Source organism: Streptomyces sp. URMC 123 (assembly GCF_051386515.1).
Lineage (GTDB): Bacteria > Actinomycetota > Actinomycetes > Streptomycetales > Streptomycetaceae > Streptomyces.
Map to the genome: position 1 here is coordinate 1 of NZ_JBPQTV010000022.1, position 19962 is coordinate 19962.

16 protein-coding genes are annotated in these 19962 nt (G+C 71.6%); 11 read left to right on the top strand and 5 right to left on the bottom strand.

Annotation, left to right across the window (positions count from 1 at the left end):
• Positions 1-82: 82 nt before the first annotated feature.
• Positions 83-1234, top strand: coding sequence for a nucleotidyltransferase family protein (locus ACSNOD_RS05325; RefSeq protein WP_436765559.1), 1152 nt, complete (start codon positions 83-85; stop codon positions 1232-1234).
• On the top strand, positions 1231-1917 hold the full coding sequence (locus ACSNOD_RS05330; RefSeq protein WP_436765560.1) for an HAD family hydrolase: 687 nt from the start codon (positions 1231-1233) through the stop codon (positions 1915-1917). The genes ACSNOD_RS05325 and ACSNOD_RS05330 overlap by 4 nt, the downstream gene beginning before the upstream one ends.
• 16 nt (positions 1918-1933) lie before the next feature.
• Here the strand turns inward: ACSNOD_RS05330 and asnB are convergent, their stop codons facing one another.
• Positions 1934-3820, bottom strand: a complete 1887-nt coding sequence (asnB, locus tag ACSNOD_RS05335; RefSeq protein ID WP_436765561.1) for an asparagine synthase (glutamine-hydrolyzing) — start codon at positions 3818-3820, stop codon at positions 1934-1936.
• A gap of 514 nt (positions 3821-4334) precedes the next feature.
• Between asnB and ACSNOD_RS05340 the strand changes: the two genes are divergently transcribed.
• From ACSNOD_RS05340 to ACSNOD_RS05370, 7 genes are all read left to right on the top strand, one after another.
• A complete protein-coding gene (locus tag ACSNOD_RS05340; RefSeq protein WP_436765562.1) occupies positions 4335-5495 on the top strand; it encodes a YcaO-like family protein in 1161 nt (386 codons plus the stop codon).
• On the top strand, positions 5492-6853 hold the full coding sequence (locus ACSNOD_RS05345; RefSeq protein ID WP_436765563.1) for a TfuA-like protein: 1362 nt from the start codon (positions 5492-5494) through the stop codon (positions 6851-6853). Before ACSNOD_RS05340 ends, ACSNOD_RS05345 begins: the two co-directional genes overlap by 4 nt.
• 13 nt (positions 6854-6866) lie before the next feature.
• Positions 6867-8741 (top strand): condensation domain-containing protein, encoded by a 1875-nt coding sequence (locus ACSNOD_RS05350; RefSeq protein ID WP_436765564.1) that lies wholly within the window; start codon positions 6867-6869, stop codon positions 8739-8741.
• A gap of 103 nt (positions 8742-8844) precedes the next feature.
• Positions 8845-8979, top strand: a complete 135-nt coding sequence (locus ACSNOD_RS05355; protein WP_436765565.1) for a hypothetical protein — start codon at positions 8845-8847, stop codon at positions 8977-8979.
• Positions 8980-9169: 190 nt separating this feature from the next.
• Positions 9170-11071 (top strand): ABC transporter ATP-binding protein, encoded by a 1902-nt coding sequence (locus tag ACSNOD_RS05360; RefSeq protein WP_436765566.1) that lies wholly within the window; start codon positions 9170-9172, stop codon positions 11069-11071.
• Positions 11068-12867, top strand: coding sequence for an ABC transporter ATP-binding protein (locus tag ACSNOD_RS05365; protein ID WP_436765567.1), 1800 nt, complete (start codon positions 11068-11070; stop codon positions 12865-12867). The genes ACSNOD_RS05360 and ACSNOD_RS05365 overlap by 4 nt, the downstream gene beginning before the upstream one ends.
• Positions 12868-12924: 57 nt before the next feature.
• Positions 12925-13443, top strand: coding sequence for an N-acetyltransferase family protein (locus ACSNOD_RS05370; RefSeq protein ID WP_436765592.1), 519 nt, complete (start codon positions 12925-12927; stop codon positions 13441-13443).
• A 77-nt stretch (positions 13444-13520) separates the two neighbouring features.
• Here ACSNOD_RS05370 and ACSNOD_RS05375 read toward each other — a convergent pair whose 3' ends face one another.
• Genes ACSNOD_RS05375 through ACSNOD_RS05390 form a run of 4 tightly spaced genes read right to left on the bottom strand, consistent with a single transcriptional unit; the run spans position 13521 to position 17129 of the window.
• On the bottom strand, positions 13521-13964 hold the full coding sequence (locus tag ACSNOD_RS05375) for a DUF2834 domain-containing protein (protein WP_436765568.1): 444 nt from the start codon (positions 13962-13964) through the stop codon (positions 13521-13523).
• 50 nt (positions 13965-14014) lie between these two features.
• Positions 14015-15499 (bottom strand): flavin-containing monooxygenase, encoded by a 1485-nt coding sequence (locus ACSNOD_RS05380; protein ID WP_436765569.1) that lies wholly within the window; start codon positions 15497-15499, stop codon positions 14015-14017.
• Between the two features lie 17 nt (positions 15500-15516).
• Entirely contained in the window at positions 15517-16407 is an 891-nt protein-coding gene (locus ACSNOD_RS05385) for a 1,4-dihydroxy-2-naphthoate polyprenyltransferase (RefSeq protein ID WP_436765570.1), read from the bottom strand.
• Complete coding sequence (locus ACSNOD_RS05390; RefSeq protein ID WP_436765571.1) at positions 16404-17129, bottom strand: methyltransferase domain-containing protein; 726 nt, start codon at positions 17127-17129, stop codon at positions 16404-16406. Before ACSNOD_RS05390 ends, ACSNOD_RS05385 begins: the two co-directional genes overlap by 4 nt.
• A 284-nt stretch (positions 17130-17413) precedes the next feature.
• On the opposite strand from ACSNOD_RS05390, the gene ACSNOD_RS05395 reads away from it, so the two are divergent.
• Both ACSNOD_RS05395 and ACSNOD_RS05400 read left to right on the top strand, forming a co-directional pair.
• The gene (locus tag ACSNOD_RS05395) at positions 17414-18628 is read left to right on the top strand and encodes an FAD-binding oxidoreductase (protein ID WP_436765593.1); all 1215 of its coding nucleotides are present in this window, start codon (positions 17414-17416) and stop codon (positions 18626-18628) included.
• Positions 18625-19899 (top strand): FAD-binding protein, encoded by a 1275-nt coding sequence (locus tag ACSNOD_RS05400; protein ID WP_436765572.1) that lies wholly within the window; start codon positions 18625-18627, stop codon positions 19897-19899. The genes ACSNOD_RS05395 and ACSNOD_RS05400 overlap by 4 nt, the downstream gene beginning before the upstream one ends.
• The last annotated feature ends 63 nt before the right edge of the window (positions 19900-19962 follow it).

A 19962-nucleotide genomic window follows, 5' to 3' on the forward strand; every position in this document is an offset into this window, starting at 1 on the left:
ACCCCCGTACCCCGTACGGCCCCCGTGTCCCGCGCCGCACTCGCACCCCGCACGACACCCGTACCACGGAGGAGGACGGACGATGAGCAGCCCGAGCTCACCCGGTGAGGCACTGACCCCCGAGGCGAACCTGCTGCTGGCCCTGGCGCGCCCCCGCCTGACCGGGGACGAGGCGGAGGTCTGCCGCGATCTGATGAGCCGCGACATCAACTGGGGCCGGTTCATCGACCTGTGCGGCCGCAACAAGATGCTCCCCCTCGTCGGGTGCCATCTGAGCACCCACCGTCTGTTCCACGGCCGCGACGGCTCGCTGGTCGTGCCCTACCACTACCTCCACACCTCCGTTCACCTCGCCAATCGCGTCCGCAACCAGGCCCTGATGGAGGAGTTCGGGCGCGTGCTCGACGCCATCGAGGCGGAGGGGACGATCCGGTACGCCGTACGGAAGGGCCCCGTGATCATCGAGGACGTCTACCCGGACCTGGGCGCCCGGCGCATGACGGACCTCGATCTCCTGGTCCACGCCGAGGACAAGGAGGCGCTGCGGGAGAAGCTCCTGGCCGCCGGCTACGTCCAGGGGCGGGTGTCCCGGGACGGGGAGTCCGTGGAGCCCTTCAGCAGGCGGACGCGGATGTTCTGGCGGATGCACCTGAACAACGAACTGCCCTATGTGCGGTTGGCCCGCCGCGAGGACCTGACGGCCTTCACGATCGACGTGTGCCTCGACATCCTCCCGCCGGGCGAGGAGCGGGGCCGGCACACCCCGGAGATCCTCGACCGTGCCCGGCCGGACCGCTTCTGCGGCCTGGCGGGGCGGCGCCTGGCCTACGAGGACCACGTCGTCGACCTGGCCGTGCACCTGTTCAAGGAGGCGACGACCCTCTACTACATCGAGAACCAGGCGGATCTCCAGCTGCAGAAGTTCGTCGACGTCCTCGGCACCCTCCCGGCGGCGGAGGAGACGGAGACCTGGGCGGGACTGGTCCGCCGGGCCGAGGAGCTGGGGGTCACCGCGCCCGTGTACTTCACGCTCTCCTACACCGAGGTGCTCTTCCCCCGTACGGTGCCCGGCCCCGTGCTCGACGCCCTGCGCCCCGACGACGTCGGCTACCTGGACGAGTACGGCGCGGCGGACGGAGCACCGGCGCGCTGGAGCCGCCCCTTCGTCCAGCGCCTCCTGGAGGCCGATACGCGCCGCGAGCCGGCCGCGCGCAGCGGGGTGCCGCGGACATGACCTCCTCACCGGCGCCCGGCGCGGCCCCCGCGGTGCCGCCCGTACGGGAAGCGCGGAAACTGTTCGTCTTCGACTGCTACGACACCCTGGTCGTCGAGCGGGACCCCGGCCGCGAACCCGACCTCGCGGGCCTCTTCGCGGAGCACCTGGACGTATCCGTTCCGCTGGCCAAACGCATTCTGTACCCGGTGCTGGCCGGGGCCTTCCGCCCCTACGCCGTCCAGGAGGAGACGGGAGCGGTCCTGGCCCGCGGGCTGGCCCGGTACCGTCCCGACCGGTCGTTGCGCCAGGCGGAGGAGGCGCTGTGGCACGCGGTGGGCAACGCCGACGGCCGCTATCGGGCGGCCGCGCGATCGGTCGAGCTGCTCCGGCGCATCAGGGCCGCGGGGCACGAGGTGCGGCTGCTGTCCAACTGTGTGCTGGGGGAGTCCGGCATGCACCGGCTGCTCGACACCACCGGGCTCTCGGGCCATCTGGACCGATGCCACTTCTCCAGCGAGGGGCGCGGCAAGAAGCCGGACCCGACGTTCCTGCGGCGCGCGGCGGACGGCCGGTGGTCGACGATCGTGATGGTGGGCGACTCGCCGACCCTGGACATCGAGCCGGCCCGCGCACTGGGCTGGGAGACGGTTCAGATTCGGCCCGAGCGCCCGTGCTGGGAGCGCGTGGCGGAGTACGTGTGACGACGGCTGGCGGCCGTCAGCCGTCGGCCATGGCCGTGACCCGCTGACCGCCCGTGAGGGCGGGCGGGGACCACGTCGCGGTCATGTGGTCCAGCAGGCCCAGGTTGATCAGCCGCAGGACGGTCTGGGACCGGTGCGCGGGCAGGCGCCCCTCGGCGATGCCGGCGAGCGTGGCCCGTACGCTTTTCGCGTCGATGAGCTCCCGGGCGTGCGGGCCGGCGAGGGCCTCCTCCAGGAGCGCCCCGCCGTCCCGGGTCAGCATCGTCAGACAGAGCCGGTACGCGTGCCCTCCGTCGCCCGTGTAGACGAAGGGCTCCTTGGGGCGCTCCACGATGTCCTGGGGGAGCACCGGGGCCAGGGCGTCCCGGAGGACGCGCTTGTTCCACAGCAGGCGCCGCCGGCTCCCGGCGGGCACGGAGAGCACCAGCTCGACCAGCCGGTGGTCCAGGAACGGCACCCGGGCCTCCACGCCGTGGGCCGAGGCCGTGCGGTCCTCGTGCCAGCAGTTGTACTGCTGGAGGTCCCGGTGCTTGGCCCTGACGAACAGCTCGTACGGATCGGTGACGGGCACCTGGGACACGCGTTCCAGGCCGGCGGCGGTGAGGAGGGGCAGGCGTGCCGAGCGGGCCCACATCCCGAGCCCCGGCCGGCCGCGCGCGGCGTACTGCCGCCACAGCATGCCGAGCACCGACAGGAAGCCGTCCCAGTCCTGGGCGAACCGGGGGGAGTAGCCGCCGTTGAACTCGTCGCTGCCCTGGCCGAGCAGCATCACCTTCAACCCGGGATCGACGGCCTTGGCATGGCCGTGGAGCAGGAACTTGTACCACTGGTCGAGGTCGCACAGCGGTGACTCCTGGTGCCACAGCAGACGTCTCCAGCCGTGCGCGTCGGGTGCCTCGTCCCCGGAGAGGTCCAGTTCGTGCAGGGGCAGGCCCAGGTCGTGCGCCACGCGTCGCGCGGCGGCCAGGTCCCCGCTGCGGACCGTGCTCCCGGCCCGCACCGTGAAGGCCCGGATGTCGCGGTCCCGGGCGGCCAGGGCGGCCACGCCGGCCGAGTCGACGCCGCCGCTGAGGAACAGGCCCACGGGGGCGTCGGCGGTGGCGCACTCCGCCACGGAGGAGGACAGCAGCGCGCGGTACCGCTCCACGAAGGACGCGTCGGACGCGTCGTCGGAGGTGCCGGTGGCGGGCCCGTCGGCGCCGATCTCCGGGAGCGACCAGTAGGTGTGGCGGCGCAGCTCCCCGGTCCCCAGGTCGACGTCGATCAGCGAGCCGGCCGGAACCTGCTCGATCCCGCGGAACCAGGTACGCGGCGGCCCGTCGTCCAGGGCCGATCCGACGTCCAGGGCGGGGTCGGTGAGCGCGCTGTCCCAGTCCAGCTCGCGCGGGCACGCCGGATCGGCGAAGAGCGCCTTCATCTCCGAGGCGAAGGCCAGCCGCCGCCGGTCCCTGGTGAGGAACAGGGGCTTGATGCCGAAACGATCGCGCGCCAGGAGCAGCCGGCGCCTGCGGCGGTCCCAGAGGGCGAGCGCGAACATGCCCCGCACCCGGTCCAGGAAGTCCAGGCCGTGGCGCTGATAGAGGGGCAGCAGCACCGCGCAGTCGGACCCGGTGCGCGGACGGCGGTCCGGCGGGAGCGTACGAGCCAGCTCCCGATGGTTGTAGATCTCGCCGTTGACGACGAGGACGACCGAGCCGTCCGGGGAGACCAACGGCTGTCGGCCGCCGGCCGGGTCGACGATCGCCAGCCGCCGGAACGCGAGCCCCACCTCTCCGGAGCTCAGCACCTGCTCGTCGTCGGGGCCGCGGTGGGCCAGCACCGCGGCCATCCGCCCGAGCAGCCGCTCCGTCCCCGCGTCGACCGCGGTTCCGTCGAGACGAGCGATGCCCGCCAGTCCGCACACTTCGAGTTCACCTCACGTCATGGCTGTACGCCACGGCGTGGCCGCCCTGACTATCCGGCCACCGTCGGCCGGGCGGCCGGCTCACTCCACCAAGCAACTGTCTCCACTGTCAAGCACTTCTCAACTGCCCCGCGTCGCCGAGCACATGAGGGTCGCGCTGTGACACGCGACACTCGCGATGGCCGGAAAGCGTTGCTATGCTGTTCGACGATCTTGGCCGTGGGCGCGCCGCCAAGCACGCGAAGCCGTATGGCTCGCCAGTCAGTTGATTGTTGTTGCCGACTCACTCCTGTCGCTGGTCGTCTCCAGCGGAGAACCGGTTCGCCCGACGCCGCACCGGCACCCGTACCCGTACCGGGCCGGGACAGAAGCATCGCGCAGCGGCGACGGCGCGCGGCACACGGTCGTCACCGTTCGACCGTTCGCGGCCATCAACTCCCGCAGGGCAGTTCGTCGATGCTGCCCGCCGACCGGCGCGCACAGCGGTTCTTCTGATCATTTCGAGGGGGGCGGGATGGACAAGGTGTTCTTCTCCGGTACACATCGGGTGAGGCATCCGGCGGAGACCTGGGACCGCATAGCGCCGTCCCTGCGGGCCTTCGGCGTGACGCGGATCGCCGATGTGACGGGACTGGACTCGCTCGGCATCCCCGTGGTCATGGCGGTACGGCCGACCGCGCCCACGCTCAGCGTGGCGCAGGGGAAAGGGAGCGACCTGCTGCTCGCCAAGGTCTCCGGGGCCATGGAGGCCATCGAGTTCTGGCACGCGGAGAAGGCCGCGGCGTCCCTGCCCGGGGTGCGGGCCCGGGCCGTCGAACTGGACCTTCCGTATCCGGTGACGGGGCTCACCCAACGGGCCGGCGGTCTGCTGACGGACCGCACGCCGCTGGACTGGGTGGAAGCCGTGGGCGCCCTGAGCGGACGCCCCGTCCCCGTGCCCCGCGACGCCGTGGTCATCGACGACCTCGCCGACGGCACCTGGCACCCGCCCGGGCTTCTGCGGACGACGAACGGACTGGCGAGCGGCAACACCCGGACCGAGGCCGTGGTGCACGCCCTGCACGAGCTCATCGAGCGGGACAGCGTGCACGCCGTCGCCGAGGTGCCGGTGCACGAGCGGACGCACCTGGACCTGAGCTCGGTGACGGACCCGGACGCCGCCCCGGTGTTGGAGCGGTTCCGTGCGGCGGGGGCGTGGCTGGAGGTCGTCGTCGTTCCCAACCGCTGGAACCTGCCGTGCTTCGCCGCCTACGTCTGGAGCCATGACTTCCCGGTGATCGCGGCCGGTTCGGGCCTGCACACCGACCCCACCGTCGCGCTGCTGCGCGCCGTGACGGAAGCCGCGCAGTCGCGGCTCACCGCGATCACGGGGACGCGTGACGACCTGGACCCGGGGGTGTACGGGCGGTCCATGCTGCGCAGCCGCGCGCCGGTGACGGCCGGCGAGGCCGTCTCCTGGGACAGCGTGCGCGGCGCCTTTCCCCGGCAGTTCCGGGACACGGGCGAGGAACTTCGGTTCCTGGCCGCCGAGATCGAGGCAAGGACGGGGCACGAGCCCCTGGTGGTCGATCTGAGCGGCGTCCCCTGGCTCGGCGTGGTGAAAGTCGTGGTCGCGGGGCTCGCCTTCGACGCGCGGCACTCCATTCCGAGGCCCCGGAAGGAGAGCCTTCGATGACCGTCCATGTGTTCGGCGGCCCCACGGTCGGCGTCGACGACGTGCGCGCCGTGCTTCCCGACGCGGTGTTCCATCCCCCCGTGGCCCATGGAGACCTGCTGAGGCTCGCGCCGGGCCCCGCGTCCCTCTTTGTGATCATTGACGGCTTCTTCCACCAGCGTGCCCCCGTGCGGCACAAGGAGATCCTCCACGCGCTCTCCCACGGTGCGGTCGTCGTGGGAGCGTCCAGCATGGGCGCCTTGCGCGCGGCCGAGATGCGCACCTGCGGCATGGTCGGGGTGGGCCGCGTCTTCCGGGACTATGTCGACGGAACGATCGAGGCGGACGACGAGGTGGCCGTCGCCCACGCCGACGACGGCCACTATCGGCCGCTCAGCGAGCCGCTCGTCAACATCCGCCACGCGGTGGCCGCCGCTCGCCGGGCCGGTGCCCTCGCGCCCGAGGCCGCGGACGCGCTGATCGCCACCGCCGAGCGCCTGCCCTACCCCGAGCGGTCCTGGAAGATGCTGGAGCGCCGGCTCCCGGGCCCGGGGACGGGCGACGGCCACCCGGTGCGGCGGGTCCGCGCGTTCCTGGCCGAGCACCCGCACCATGCGAACCTCAAGCGCCAGGACGCCCTGGAGGCCCTGAACCTCGTCCGCGCCGGCGAGCTGACCACCACGAAAGCGCCCCACCCCGCGGCGGCCCGGACCAGCTACTTCCTCCAGTGGCAGGCCGCGACCGTGGCCCACGACGCGACGGACGGCACCGGTGTTCCCGATCTGACCGTGTTCCACCACGCACAGCTCTACGCCCCCGACTTCCCCCGGCGCTGGCGCCGCCATGTCCTCGCCAGGATCACCGGAGGCGCGGGGGACGGCGCGGCCGCCCTGGCGGCGGCCGCCGAGCGCGGCATCACGCCGGAGGACCTCGGCGAGGAGTCCTTGGGCCACTGGCTCACCGAGGAGGACGAGCGCGTCCCGCCCGAGGAACGTCTGCTCCGCGTGCTGACGCGCTCGTACCGCGAGGAGCCGGGCTCCCACCCCTTCTACGACATCACCGACGAGCTGCGGGCCCTGGTGCCCTCGTGGGCGGAGTCCCGGCGCGCCGCGCGCGCCGCCCTCGCCGCCGAGGCCGGCGCCCTGGCCCGGAACCCCGCCCGCTCGGCGCGCACCCTGCGTGGCGCGTCGGTCGTCGAGCACCTGGCGCGGACCTGGCACCTGGAGGCCACGAACGAACCGGCACTGACCGCCGCCGCGCGCGACCGCGGGTTCCTCGGACTCGACCAAGCCGTGGCCGCCGCGCGCGTGTTCCTTCTCGAGCGGCTGCGCACCGGGGCCGCCGGGCGCCCCGCCGCGCAGCCGACGCCAGCACCCTGAACCGGAGACCCCAGTGCCCAACCCCGTGATCCGCACCGGCCCGCTCACCCGCGCCCAGGTGCCCATCTGGTACGTCGACCTCACCTGCCCGCCCGAGGAGAAGACCGCCGGCATCATCCCCGTCGTCCTCGAACTCGACAAGCCGCTCCCGGTGGACTGTGTCCGGCGGGTCGTCGACACGGTCGTCGACCGCCACGAGTCGCTGCGCACGACCTACCCGATCGGCCCCGACGGGCTGCCGCGGCAGCAGGTGCACGCGTCGTGCGGCCAGGCGGTCGAGGTGCTGGACATGGGGGAGGAGGGCGATGCCGACGGGTGCGCGCGGGACGCGGTGAGCGCGCTGCTGGCCGAGCCGATGGACCTGGGGGCGGCGCCCCAGGTCCGCGTCGCCCTCGTCGCCCGCGGCGACCAGGTCACCCATCTGTGCCTGGCGGTCCACCACATCGCGGCCGACGGGCACGCGGTGAACCTCCTGAAGAAGGAGATCCGCCACCTCCTCGACGCCCCGCACCAGGGGGCGGAAACGCTTCCCCCACCCGTGGGACAGCCGTTGGACCAGGCGGCGGACGACGCCCTGGAACCCGGGCCGACGCGGACGGCGCGGGCCCTGGCGTACTGGCGCGACCGTCTGGCCACCATGCCGACGACCGTCCTGCCGTTCCGGCGGTCGGAGCACCCGGGACGGCACAGGACGGTGACGCTCGACTCCCCGGCGCTCGCCCTGGCGCTGCCGAGGGTCTCCGTCGCCCTGCGGGTCCCCTCGGCCGCCGTGTTCCTCGCCGCGCTCGACATGGCCCTCACCGCCTACACGGGCCAGCGCCGGTGGGCCTGGCACTCGATGTTCAACGCGCGGCACGGGGAGCGCCAGGACGGCACGGTCGGGAATTTCGCCCGCTTCGCCCTGCTGGACAGTGAGGTCGATCCCGACGACTCCCTGTCGCGGCTGGCCGGCCGGGTCTGGGGAAACACGCTGCTCGCCCTGCGGCATTGCGACTACGCGTACGACGACGTGCTGCGGCACCGCACCCTGGACGCCTTGCGCCGGGGCGCGAAAGTCGAGTTGGAGACGTACGTCAACGTCAAGTCCGACGTGGACGACGCGAAGGAAGCCGAACGGCGCGCGGCCGACCGCATGGAGGATCTGCCGGAGACCGGAATCACCTGGGGGCCGGGATTCGGTGGGGCGCTCGTCTTCGCGGCCATCACTCTGTCCGAAGGCTCCGCCCGATTCGACTTCGAGGTGGATTCCTCGGTGATTCCCGAGGGCGACGCGGAGAAGATCGCGAGGACGGTCGAGAGGATCGTCCGCGAGGCGGAGCGGACGGGGGACAGCGGCCTGGCCGACGTCGTACGGGCCGCCGAGGGCGACGGGTGGCCCCGCACACCGGAGTGGGCGCGGCTCGGGGCGGGCCGCTGGGCGGACGCGGAGAGCACGGCGGCCGAACTCGCGCGGCACCCGGCCGTCACGGCGGTGCGCATGGAGGTGCGGGGGGAGGGGGAGTCCGGGCGTCTCCGGGCCCATGTGACGCACCGGGGAGCGCTGAGCGCCGAGGAGTTGACCACGCATCTGCGGCCGGCCCTGTTGCGGGCCGGCGTGGTGGTGCCCGATCACTACGTCCTCGACGGGGCCGGCGGCGACGACGAACCGGTGCGCGGCACGGCCGATGACGGCCGCCGTGACGCGCTGGTGGCCGCGCTCCACCGCTACCTTCCGGAAAGGGACGTCGACGAGACGCTGAGTCCGCTGGAACAGGACTTCGGCCCGCTTCTCATGCCCGCCATTCACCGGGATCTGACGGCCGCCGGCTGGCACGGATTGTCCATCGAATCCCTGGCGGGGCTCTCCACCGTGCGTCAACTCGCCCATTCCCTGCGCCGGGAGCCATGAAAAGAAGTGGTTTTCGGAAAGTGCATGCTATAGGCTCATCGGGCGGAATTGGAATGAATTCCGTTGAAAATCAAGAAAATGCGACAGTCGAAAGGTGCGGACCATGCCTCTTCTCGAAATGCAGGACACGCAGGGCGGTTTTGAGGGCAGCGATGTGACCGACCCGTTCGCCGAGGTCGAGTCGTTCTTCGACGCGGACGACGAGGCCCCCATCGTGGTGGCGCACCACCACTCGTAAGAAGGATCGGTGCGGTGGGGGACGCGCGGTGATCCGGCGTCATGTTCCCTCGCGCCGCCGAGTTGCTCGGTCGGCCCGGCTCGCCTGGCGATGCCGGGTCGACGCCGAGCCCTGTTCGCGCGACGATTCCGTGAGCAGGTGAAAAAAGTCCACTTTGCCCTGGGCGAGTATGGAAAGGCCTGGCCGAAACGTGACGCAGATCGACAGCGCGAGGGCGGCATCACCACCCCGTGAGCGCCTTGTTGCCTTCTATCGGGAGCGCACGAGGCTGCTGAGACTCCTGCGGCTGACGCCGAAGCCGGTCTGCGGCCTCCTGGCCACCCACCTCGTGGTCGCCGTCGGGCCCGCGGTCGGCGCGGTCGCGACGGGATGGCTCGCCACCGCCCTGGTGGGCATCCTGAAGCACGGCGCCGCGCCCGCCACCGCGCTGCCCCCGCTGCTGCTGCTCGTCGGGCTGCTCCTGGTCGACGAGACCAGCGTCGCGCTGCGGGACGTCCTGCACCGCTCGGTGTCCGAGCGGATCGACGGCTCGGTGCGCCGGCGCGTCAGGGAACTCGCCATGGCGCCCCGCGGCATCGCCCACCTGGAGGACCCGCGGTTCGCCGACATCGCCAACCGGGCCGGCGACATCGGAACGGAGTCCTTCAGGTCCCCCGGCCTGGGGGCGACCGGGCAGCTGCACCTCGTCTTCCGCATCGTGTCCGCGATCGTGTCGGCCCTGGTCCTCGTCGCCTACTCGGTGTGGCTGGCGCTGGGGCTCCTCGTGGCGTCCATGGTGATGCGCTCCATCATCCGGCGGCAGTGGCTCCACCTCGCCGATGTGCGGACGTCCCGCGAGCGCGGCGCCCGCCGGGTGCGCTACTGGACCGATCTGGCCGGCGGCAGGGAGTCGGCGAAGGAGGTCCGGCTGTTCGGCCTCACGGCCTGGGTCGTCGCACGCCGCACGCGCGAGGTCCACGAGTGGGCCGAGGAGATCTGGCGGACCCGCCGCCACATCATCTCCCACCAGTGGTGGACCATCGCCATCACGCTCGGCTCCGCGAGCACCGCCATGCTCCTGCCGGGCCTGTCGGCCCTGCGCGGGGAGATCTCCCCGGGAGAGCTGGTGGCCTGTCTCGTGGCCGCCTGGGCGGTGTTCCAGATCAGCTCCATGGGCTTCGAGGCCTTCGACATCGCCTTCGGACTCGACTCCGCGAAGGCCGTGGAGGAGCTGGAGGAGTGGGCCGGCCGGGGCATCCCGTCCGGTGGCGCGAGCCTGGACGCCCCCCGGTCGCAGCCCCCCACGGTGCGCCTGGACAACGTCTCCTTCGCCTACCCGAACGCCACCCGCCCCGTGCTGGACGGCATCGACCTGACGATCCGGCCCGGAGAGGTGATCGCCCTGGTCGGCGACAGCGGCGTCGGCAAGACCACCCTGATCAAGCTGATCACCGGTCTCTACGAGCCGAGCGCCGGCCAGATCCGCGTCGACGGCTCCGCCCTGACCGAACTGGACGTCGGCACCTGGCGCCGGCGCCTGGGCGTGGTGTTCCAGGACTTCAACAAGTACCCGCTCAGTGCCGCGGACAACATCGCGCTCGGCGCGCCGGAACGGCGCGACGACCGGGCGGGCGTCCGCGCCGCGGCGGACCACATGGACGCCACCCCCAAGGTCGGCCAGCTGTCGGCGGGCTTCGACACCGTGCTCTCCCCGGAGTGGGACGGCGGCGCCGACCTGTCGGGCGGCCAGTGGCAGCGCCTCGCCGTCGCCCGGGTGCTCTTCGCGGCACGGCACGGCAGGGACGTCCTCATCCTGGACGAACCCACCGCGCACCTCGACGTGGCCGCCGAAGCGGAGTTCTACGAGAAGGTGGTCCGCGGCGTGACCGGCCGCACCGTCATCCTCATCTCCCACCGCATGTCCACCATTCGCAAGGCGGACCGCATCGTGGTGCTGCGGGACGGCCGGATCGCCGAACAGGGCTCGCACGACGAGCTCATGAAGGACAACGGGGAGTACGCGCGCCTGTTCCGGCTGCAGGCCGGCCGGTTCATCGGCGCACAGGGGGCCGCGAAGACGACGACGGCCGACGTCCAGGGGGCACTCGGATGACGACAGCGAGCACACTGCGGACCCGGGCCGGCGTCCTGCGGCAGACCATGAGCCTCAGCTGGAGGGCCGACCGCCGCGTCTCGGTCGTCATCGGGCTGCTCGTGGCGTTCCAGGCCGTCGCCGTCGCCCTGAACGCCCTCACCCAGCAGTGGCTGGTCGACTCCGCGGGCATGGGCACCGTGAGCGGCGTGGTCGCGGCCGCCGCCCTGGGCGCCTTCGCCTACTCGACGATGGCCGCCGGCGGCCGTATTCAGGCCAACCTCAACGACGACCTCGCCGACCGCGTCGACGTCCTGGTGCACGAGGAGATCCTCACCACCGTCAGCGGTCTGCGCACCGTCGAGCACCTGGAGCGCCCGGAGTACCTCGACCGGCTCGCCATGCTGCGCCGGGGCACCAAGGCCCTGGCCGGCGCGGGCTGGGGCCTGGCGGAGGCGGCCTGCGCGATCGTGAGCCTGCTGCTGTCCGTCATCCTGCTGATCCGCGTCCACCCCGCGCTCGCCCTCCTCGCCCTCTGCACGGTGCCGCCCCTCTGGGCCGGCCGGCGCGAACAGCGGCTCGTGCGGGCGGCGGCCGCACAGCAGATCGTCCACCAGCGCCGCGAGGAGAACCTGCACACCCTGTTCGTGCGGCCCGAGTCGGGCAAGGAGATCAGGCTGGCCGGCGCCGGTCCCGTCCTCAGCGCCGAGGCGGCCGCCTCCTGGGACCGGGCGACCGCCCTCATCGCGAACGCGGAACTGAAGGCCGCGGCGTGGAAACTGGCCGGCTGGCTCTGCTTCGCCCTGGGGTACACCGGCGCCCTGGCCATGGTCGCCCACCTGGCGAGCCGGGGCGAGGCCACCGTCGGCGACCTCATGCTCGTCCTCACCCTGGGCGGACGCCTGCGCTGGCAGGTCGGCTACGTGGTGAGCAACGCCGGGCGGGTCGCCGGCGCGAGCACCATCACCGACCACTACGTGTGGCTCAGGGAGTACGCCGCGCGCAACGCCGACGAGCCGACGGCCGAGCCGCCCGTCCCCCTGCGGTCGGGCATCACGCTCAAGGGCGTCGGCTTCACCTACCCGGGCGGCGACACACCGGCCCTGCGGGGCGTCGACCTCCATCTGCGCGCGGGCAGCACCGTCGCCTTCGTCGGGGACAACGGAGCCGGCAAGAGCACCCTCGTCAAGCTCCTGACCGGGATGTACGCACCGACCGAGGGCACCGTCGAGATCGACGGCACACCGCTCGCCGACATCTCCGCGCAGGCGTGGCGACGCCACGCCACCGGCGCCTTCCAGGACTTCGTCAAGCTCCAGCTGCCCGTCCGCGAGGCCGTCGGTGTCGGCCGGCTGAACGGGATGGAGCCCGCCTCGGACGTCGCGGAAGCGATCCGCAGGGCGGGCGCGCACGAGTTCGTCGAGCGGCTCCCGCAGGGTGCCGACACCCAACTCGGCCCGCTGTACGACGGCGTCGACCTCTCCCACGGGCAGTGGCAGCGGCTCGCCCTCGCCCGGGGCCTCATCCGCGACGACGCCGTGCTCCTGGTCCTGGACGAGCCGACGGCGGCCCTGGACCCGCAGACGGAGCACGATCTGTACGAGCAGTTCACCGCCGAGTCCCGCGGCCGCGAGGGGCGCGTCACCATCCTCGTATCGCACCGCTTCTCCACGGTCCACATGGCCGACCACATCGTGGTGCTCCAGGAGGGGCGCGTGGTGGAACACGGCAGCCACGACGAGCTGATGGCCAACCGGGCCGTCTATGCGAAGCTGTACGGCATGCAGGCGGACGGTTACGCGATGGCGACGGGCTGAGACGGGCTGAGTGGTGTGAAGGGCGTGCGGGTGCTGCCGGTGACCGGCGAGCGCGTGATGTCGTACGCGGCCGGGGTGCGCGCGGTGTACGCCGACGCGTTCGGCGCGCCCCCGTGGCAGGAGGACGAGGCGCGGGCGGACGACTATCTGGCGCGGCTCGCCGAGGACGCCGCCCGGCCCGGCTTCCTGGCGGCACTCGCCCTGGCCGGCGACACGGTGCTCGGCTTCGCCACCGCGTGGACGACACCCGCGCCCTTCCCCACCGACCGCTGCTACGCGGAGGCGGCCGCCGCGCTCGGCCCCGAGCGGACCCGCGCCTGGCTGTGCGGCGGCCAGGAGGTCGACGAGCTCGCCGTCCGCACCCGCGCCCACGGCGGCGGCCTCGGGGCGGCCCTCCTGGAGACGGTCACCGAGACCGCCCCGGACGGCCGCAGCTGGCTGCTGACCTCCGTGCGCGCCGCCGCCGCGCTGCGCCTCTACCGCCGCCTGGGCTGGCGCCGGGCCACCCGCCCCGCCGACGGCGGCGACATCGTCGTCCTTCTCGGCCCGCGCCACCCCGCACGCCCCGGAGGCTAGGCGGGTGCCAGGTCGGCCTCGCCCGGGACGAGCACATGCGGCCGGTCATCGCCCGTGGTTCAGGGGGCGGTCCTGGCTCAGGAGGCGGTCCTGCTCGCCACCAGCCGCGGGGCCCGCTCGTCCCGCCCGTCCCGTTCGTCGGCGGCCAGGTCGCCCTCGCGGCGCGCGGCCGCGATCTTCAGCTGACGGACGATCATGAACACTCCGTAGCTCGCGATCAGGGCGAGGACCGGGGCGCCGACGATGTACGCCCATACGTGCCGAATCCCGAACCGCCGCCCTTCGACGATCATGTAGGCGCCGAGGGCCGCCCAGGTCAGTACGAGATCGGCGTAGATGAACTGGGACGCCAGATTGGTGGTCGCGTCCCGGAGGAAATTCGTGACGATTCCGATGGGCCCGGCCTCCGCGTTCTGTACGACGAAGACGACGGCCAGCGTGCCCATGATGCAAAATCCGACGACGGCCGACACCCCGTACAGAACGCACAAGGAGCGGTCCCTGCCCTGGACATCGCGCATTCGCATGTTCTTCGGTCCCCCTGGGTGTGAGCGGTCACTGAACCGCGGGTTCACTGTTCGTACCGGTAGTCGTCCAGGTCGAAGTGCCGGGCGCGCCAGGCCGCTTCGAAGGTGGAGGCCGGGCGGACGGCCGGCGCGTCGCCGTGCTCGTCGAGGTAGTAGCTGTTCGATCCCCGGCAGCTGGGGTCGAGGAACACGCTGCTCCGCTGCCGGCGCAGCGTTCGCCTGAACGACCGGTCGTGCTTCTCGGGGCGGACGACGGCTTCCGTGGCACCCCGCCGCCGGGCCTCCCCGATCACGCGCAGGGCGTGGGTCACCTGATAGTCGATCATTCCGAACCAGGAGCCGCCGGTGAAGGAATAGGGCCCGACGATGAACCACAGATTCGGATATCCCTTGACGGACGTCCCCTCGTACGCCTGGAAACGCTCCGTCCTCCAGAACTCCTTGAGGTCCCGCCCGCCCTTGCCGTGCACCGGGAACGGGGGCAGATTGTCGAGGACGTGGAAACCGGTGGCCAGGATCAGCACGTCGAGGTCCCGCTCCTCGCCGTCCGCCGTGCGGATACCCGTCTCGGTGACCTCGGCGATGGGCTCGGTGACGAGATCGACGTTCTCCCGGGTGAAGGCCCGCCAATAGCCCTTGGCCAGGGACGGCCGCTTGCACCCCACGCGGTAGGACGGGGTGAGCTTGCGCATCAACTCGGGATCGCCCTTGACCTGGCGCCGCAGATAGAACCGGGACGCCGCCTCGCCGGCCCTCACGAGGAACGGAAAACGGCGGTAATGGACCATGGCGATGACGAAGCTGACCTCCGTCACCGCATCCGTGAACAGCCGGATCGTCCGCTGGGTCCACGGGGCCCTGGAGAAGAGCCGGCGGGCGGCCTCCGGAAGCGCGAAATCGGGCTTCGGAAGGAGCCAGATGGGCGTGCGCTGATAGACGTACAGCCGCTCCACCCGGGGCGCGATCTCCGGCACCACCTGCACCCCCGAGGCGCCGGTACCGATCACCCCCACCCGCCGGCCGTCCAGCTCCAGGGAGGAGTCCCACTCCGCCGTGTGCACGAGGTCGCCCTTGAACCGGTCCAGGCCGGGGATCTCGGGCGACTTCGGTTTCGTCAGCCACCCCGTGGCACAGACGACGAAGCGCGCCGACACGCTGCTGCCGTCGGCCAGGAACACCCGCCAGAGGTGCGCCGACTCCTGATAGTCGGTCCGCACCACCGTGGCACCGCACCGCACGTGCGGCCGGAGGCCGTACGTGTCGACACAGTGCTCCGCGTACGCCTTCAGCTCCTCTCCCGGAGGGAACACCCGGGACCACGACGGATAGGGGTCGGACGCGAAGGAATAGGAGAACGCCGAGATGTCCACGGCGATGCCCGGATAGGTGTTGGCATGCCAGCTGCCCCCGATGTCGTCCCGCTCCTCCAGGATCAGGAAGTCGTCGATGCCGGCCCGCCGCAGCCCCATGGCGGTCCCGATGCCGGAGAATCCCGCACCGATCACGAGCACTTCGTGATCGGGAACCATCGCTCCGCTCCCCGCCGTCACAGCGCCATGCCGATCGCTTGCAGGGTTCCGAACACGAGCAGCATCAGACACGTGTGCTCCAGCGCCGGAATCAGATCGCGGCCACCCGCCCCGCTCACCACCCTGCGCACCGGGAAGACGGCGAACGGGACGGCGCCCAGCACGAGCAGCGCCCACGGGTGCGCGAAGGCCACCAGCAGCGCGGCCGCGAAGGCGCCGACGACGCAGAACACATAGAACCGGCGGGCCCACCCGGCACCCCGCCGCACCGCGAGGGTGATCTTCCCGGCGGCGGCGTCGGTGGGGATGTCCCGCAGATTGTTGGTGGTCAGCAGCGCGCAGGCGAGCAGACCGACGGGCACGGCCCCGGCCAGCGCCTCCCAGGGGACGCGGCCGAGCTGGACGTAGGCGGGCACGCAGACGAAGACGACGCCGTGGTAGAAGAAGATGCTGATCTCGCCGAGGCCACGGTAGCCGTACGGCCGGGAGCCGCCGGTGTAGAACCACCCGCCGAGCGCGATCAGCGCGGTGACCGCGAGAAGCCACCACGAGACCAGCACCGCCAGACCCAGACCGGCCAGGGCGCCGATGCCGTACAGCACCGCCCCGTGCCGGAAGACCTGCCGCGGTGTGGCCCGCCCCGACCCGACCACCCGGGTGGGGCCCGCCCGATGGTCGTCCACCCCGCGGATTCCGTCGCTGTAGTCGTTGAAGAAGTTCGTGCCCAGGACGAAACCGAGCACGAGGACCACCGTCAGGACGGCGCGCCACGCGTCGACGGAGCCGTACGCGTGGGCGATCGCCAGGCCCACCGCCAGCGGCGCGTAGCTGACGGGCAGGGTCTTGAGCCGCGCGCCGATCACCCAGTTGTGCACGGCGCCGCGTACCGATGGCTGCTGCAGCGTCATGTCTTCGTCCCCCGGCCCAGGTAGAGAACCGATGTGGACCGGGTGCGCACCATGCGGACGGCGTCGAGCCGCCCGGCCGCGTAGCGGGCCATCTCGCGCAGGCGCGGATGCAGGCCGATCAGGCCGAGCTCCACGCCGTGCTCCCGGGCGACCCGGACCAGCCGCTCCCGGTTGACGAAGAGCCGGTGGTCATGGGTGCCGCGCGGCGGGCGGCCGGGGATCGGCAGGTTCTCGGCGAGGGTGATGGAGACGAACCGGGCCATCGCCGTGTCGGCGATCGTGTCGACGACGAGCGTGCCCCCGGGGCGCAGCACCCGGCAGGCCTCCGCCACCACGGCGAAGGGGTCCGGCACGTGTTCCAAGCACTGCCCCGCGGTGACGACGTCGAAGGACGCGTCGTCGAACGGCAGGTCGGCCATGTCGGCCTGGACGACCTCGGAGAAGCCGTGCCGCAGGGCCTCCCGGAGCGACAACTCCGACATGTCGAGGCCGACCGCGCGATAGCCCTTGCTCACCGCGTACGGGCCGAACAGGCCACCGCCGCAGGCGATGTCAAGAAGGCGGGCCCCCTCGTTCCCGGCGGTCGGCACGAAATCGGCGCGGGCCCGGGCGATCCAGCCCAGCGGCGCGAGCGACCCGCGCGGGTCCCACCATTGGCCGGCCAGGCCGTCGTAATCCGAGATGAAGTCTTTCCTGATCTTTGTCGGGTCTCCCTTGCGCATCAGCAAATCGACTCGCCCCCTTCTCTCGCTCCATGGCCGGAGGAGGCTCCTGGCAGGCACTCGAATTCCGGTGGAATCCCGCTGGGCCGGTGCCCGCGACCTGCTGCGCGCGATTCGGCCGTGGTCTACGGTGACTGGCCACGACTGCGGGCCTGCGACGGTGCGTCATCACAACGCCGGTTCGAGGCAACCGAACCGGCCAGCCGACGGCGCGGAAAAGGTGGTGTCAGGTGAACACATTCAGCCGAGACTTCGGGCGGACCTCCGTCATTCCTCCCGGTTCGGTGGTCCGGGAGGGAAAGGACGGAGCCATTGCGCAGATCATGCGGCAGGGCGCAGCGTCGGGGCGGGAGATGGCCGTCCGCGGCGCCGGCCGCTCCTGCAACACCCAGACGCTCTCCTCCGGGATCGTGCTCGACAACTACCGCCCCGACAGCACACCGCGGTTCACCGGCGAGGAGCACCTGGTGGAGGTCCCGAGCGGTATCACCTGGCTCGAACTGGAGAAATGGCTGAACCGGCACGGCCGGGCCAATCCCGTTCTGCCCAGCTATCTCAATATCACGGTGGGCGGCAATCTCTCCATCGGCGGCTTCGGCCTCGGGTCCGTCCAGTGCGGTCTGCAGAGCGATCAGGTGGTCGAGATCGAACTCGTCGACGGCCGGGGCGACACCTTCCGGTGTTCCGACCGGGAGAACTCCGAGCTGTTCCGATTCGCCCTCGGCGGGCTGGGACAGGTGGGATTCATCAGCAAAGTGGTGCTGCGGACCATCCCGTACCAGCCCGTCACCCGCGCGGCGCGGATCGAGCACACCGGACTGTCCGACCTCATGGACTTCATGATGAACGGCGCCCAGGACCCGGGGGTCGCCAGCTATTTCGGCATGTACGAGCGGGCCTCCTGGTATTCGTACGTGTCCTTCGCCCCCGACGCGCCGGAAACCGCCGGGCCCGCGGACCCGGCACAGGTGATGGAGGTCCCCGACTACATCCTCTACAGCCACCACGAAACGGAGAAGCATCTCCACCACCTGCTGGAGGGTGACGACTACGCCAACATGTGGGTGGACCACATCTTCGACGAGGCCGGATTCCAGCGGTTCTCGAGGGTGGTGGAGGAACGGATGCCCGAGTATCCGTTCTCGGACACCCTGGTCGCCCTGTACTTCCTCGTGATCCGGCGCCCTCCGACAGCCACCCCCTTCGTCCTCGCCCCCGTGGTGGACGCCCCCGTCCAGTATCTGATCGGCATCTTCACCGCGGCCGAGAGGACCGATTCCCGCGGCATCCACGAGACGAAGCGCGTGCTGCGAGAACTGCTGGAAGCCTGCGCGGACGCCAAGGGCCGCCCGTACCTCTACGGCACCCATGACTTCGACGCGGACCTGCTGGAGCGCTTCTACGGCGCCAAGGCCCTGCGACGCCTCGAGGAACTGCGCAGGCACCACGCGCTCACCCATTTCAGCACCCGGGCGTTCGGGGAAGGCGTCGCACGATGAAGGACTTCAGCAGCGACTTCGGGCGCTCCTGCTCCCTGGCCCCCGAAACGGTCGTCCGGGAAGGCGAGGACGGGACCGTCGAGGACATCATGAAACGGGCCGCCGTCTCCGGCCGGGAGGTGACCGTGCGCGGCGCGGGCCGATCGTGCAATACGCAGACGCTCACCCGGGGAACCGTCCTGGACAACCTCCGCGATGGCGTCACACCACGGTTCACGGGAGAGGAGCGTCCGACGGGAGAAGAGCATCTGGTCGAGGTGCCGAGCGGTATCACCTGGCACGAGCTGGAGACCTGGCTGAACGGGCACGGCCGCGCCAATCCGGTGCTGCCCACCTATCTCGATCTCACGGTGGGGGGCACGCTGTCCATCGGGGGCTTCGGGCTCGGGTCGATCCGGTTCGGTGGGCAGATCGATCACGTCCGGGAGATCGAGATCGTCGACGGAACGGGGCAAACGCTCCGCTGCTCCGAGCGCGAGAACTCCGAGCTCTTCCGATTCGCCCTCGGCGGGGTGGGCCAGGTGGGGTTCATCAAGAGCGCGGTGCTGCGAACGGTGCCGCACCAGGCCACCAGCCGGGTCTCGCGAATCGACCACAGTGGTTTCTCCGACCTGGTGACCTTCATGCCCCGCGTGGCCCGGGAGCCGGGGGTACGCGGGTACTTCGGCATGTACGACCGGAACTCCTGGTACTCCCACGTGTCGTGGACGGCCGACGCCGCCGAGCCCGAAGCACTGGGCCCGGCGCAGCCCGTCCCCGACTACACCATGCGGCTGCACCACGAAGTGAGCGAGCATCTCTCCCCCCTGCTCCACGGGGACTCCCATGCCAACCTGTGGGCCGACTACGTTCTCGACGAAGCGGGGCTGCACCGGTTCGCGGCGACGCTGGAAGAGCTGATCCACGTCTCTCCGCTGACCGACACCCTGGTCAGCCTGTACGCCCTGGTGGTCCGGCGCCCCGAGCCCGCGACCCCCTTCGTCTTCGCGCCCACGCCGAACGCGCCCGTCCTCTACGGCATCGGCGTGTTCGCCTCGGCGGACCGGTCCGACCGGCGCGCGATCTCCGCGACGGAACGGGTGCAACGCCGGCTCCTGGAGACATGCGCGGAAGCCGGCGGCCGGCCGTACCTGTACGGCGCCCACACCCTCGACGCGGAGCTCCTGCGCGCCTTCTACGGCGCGCCCGCCCTGCGGCGGCTGGAGGAACTGCGCAGCCGGCACGCGCTGGACCACTTCAACCGGCGAGCGTTCGGCGGAGTGCGGCCGTAGGCCGGATGCGCTGAACGCTGCTCGACAGTACGGGGGTCCCGGCCTCCCCCCGGGGAAAGGCCG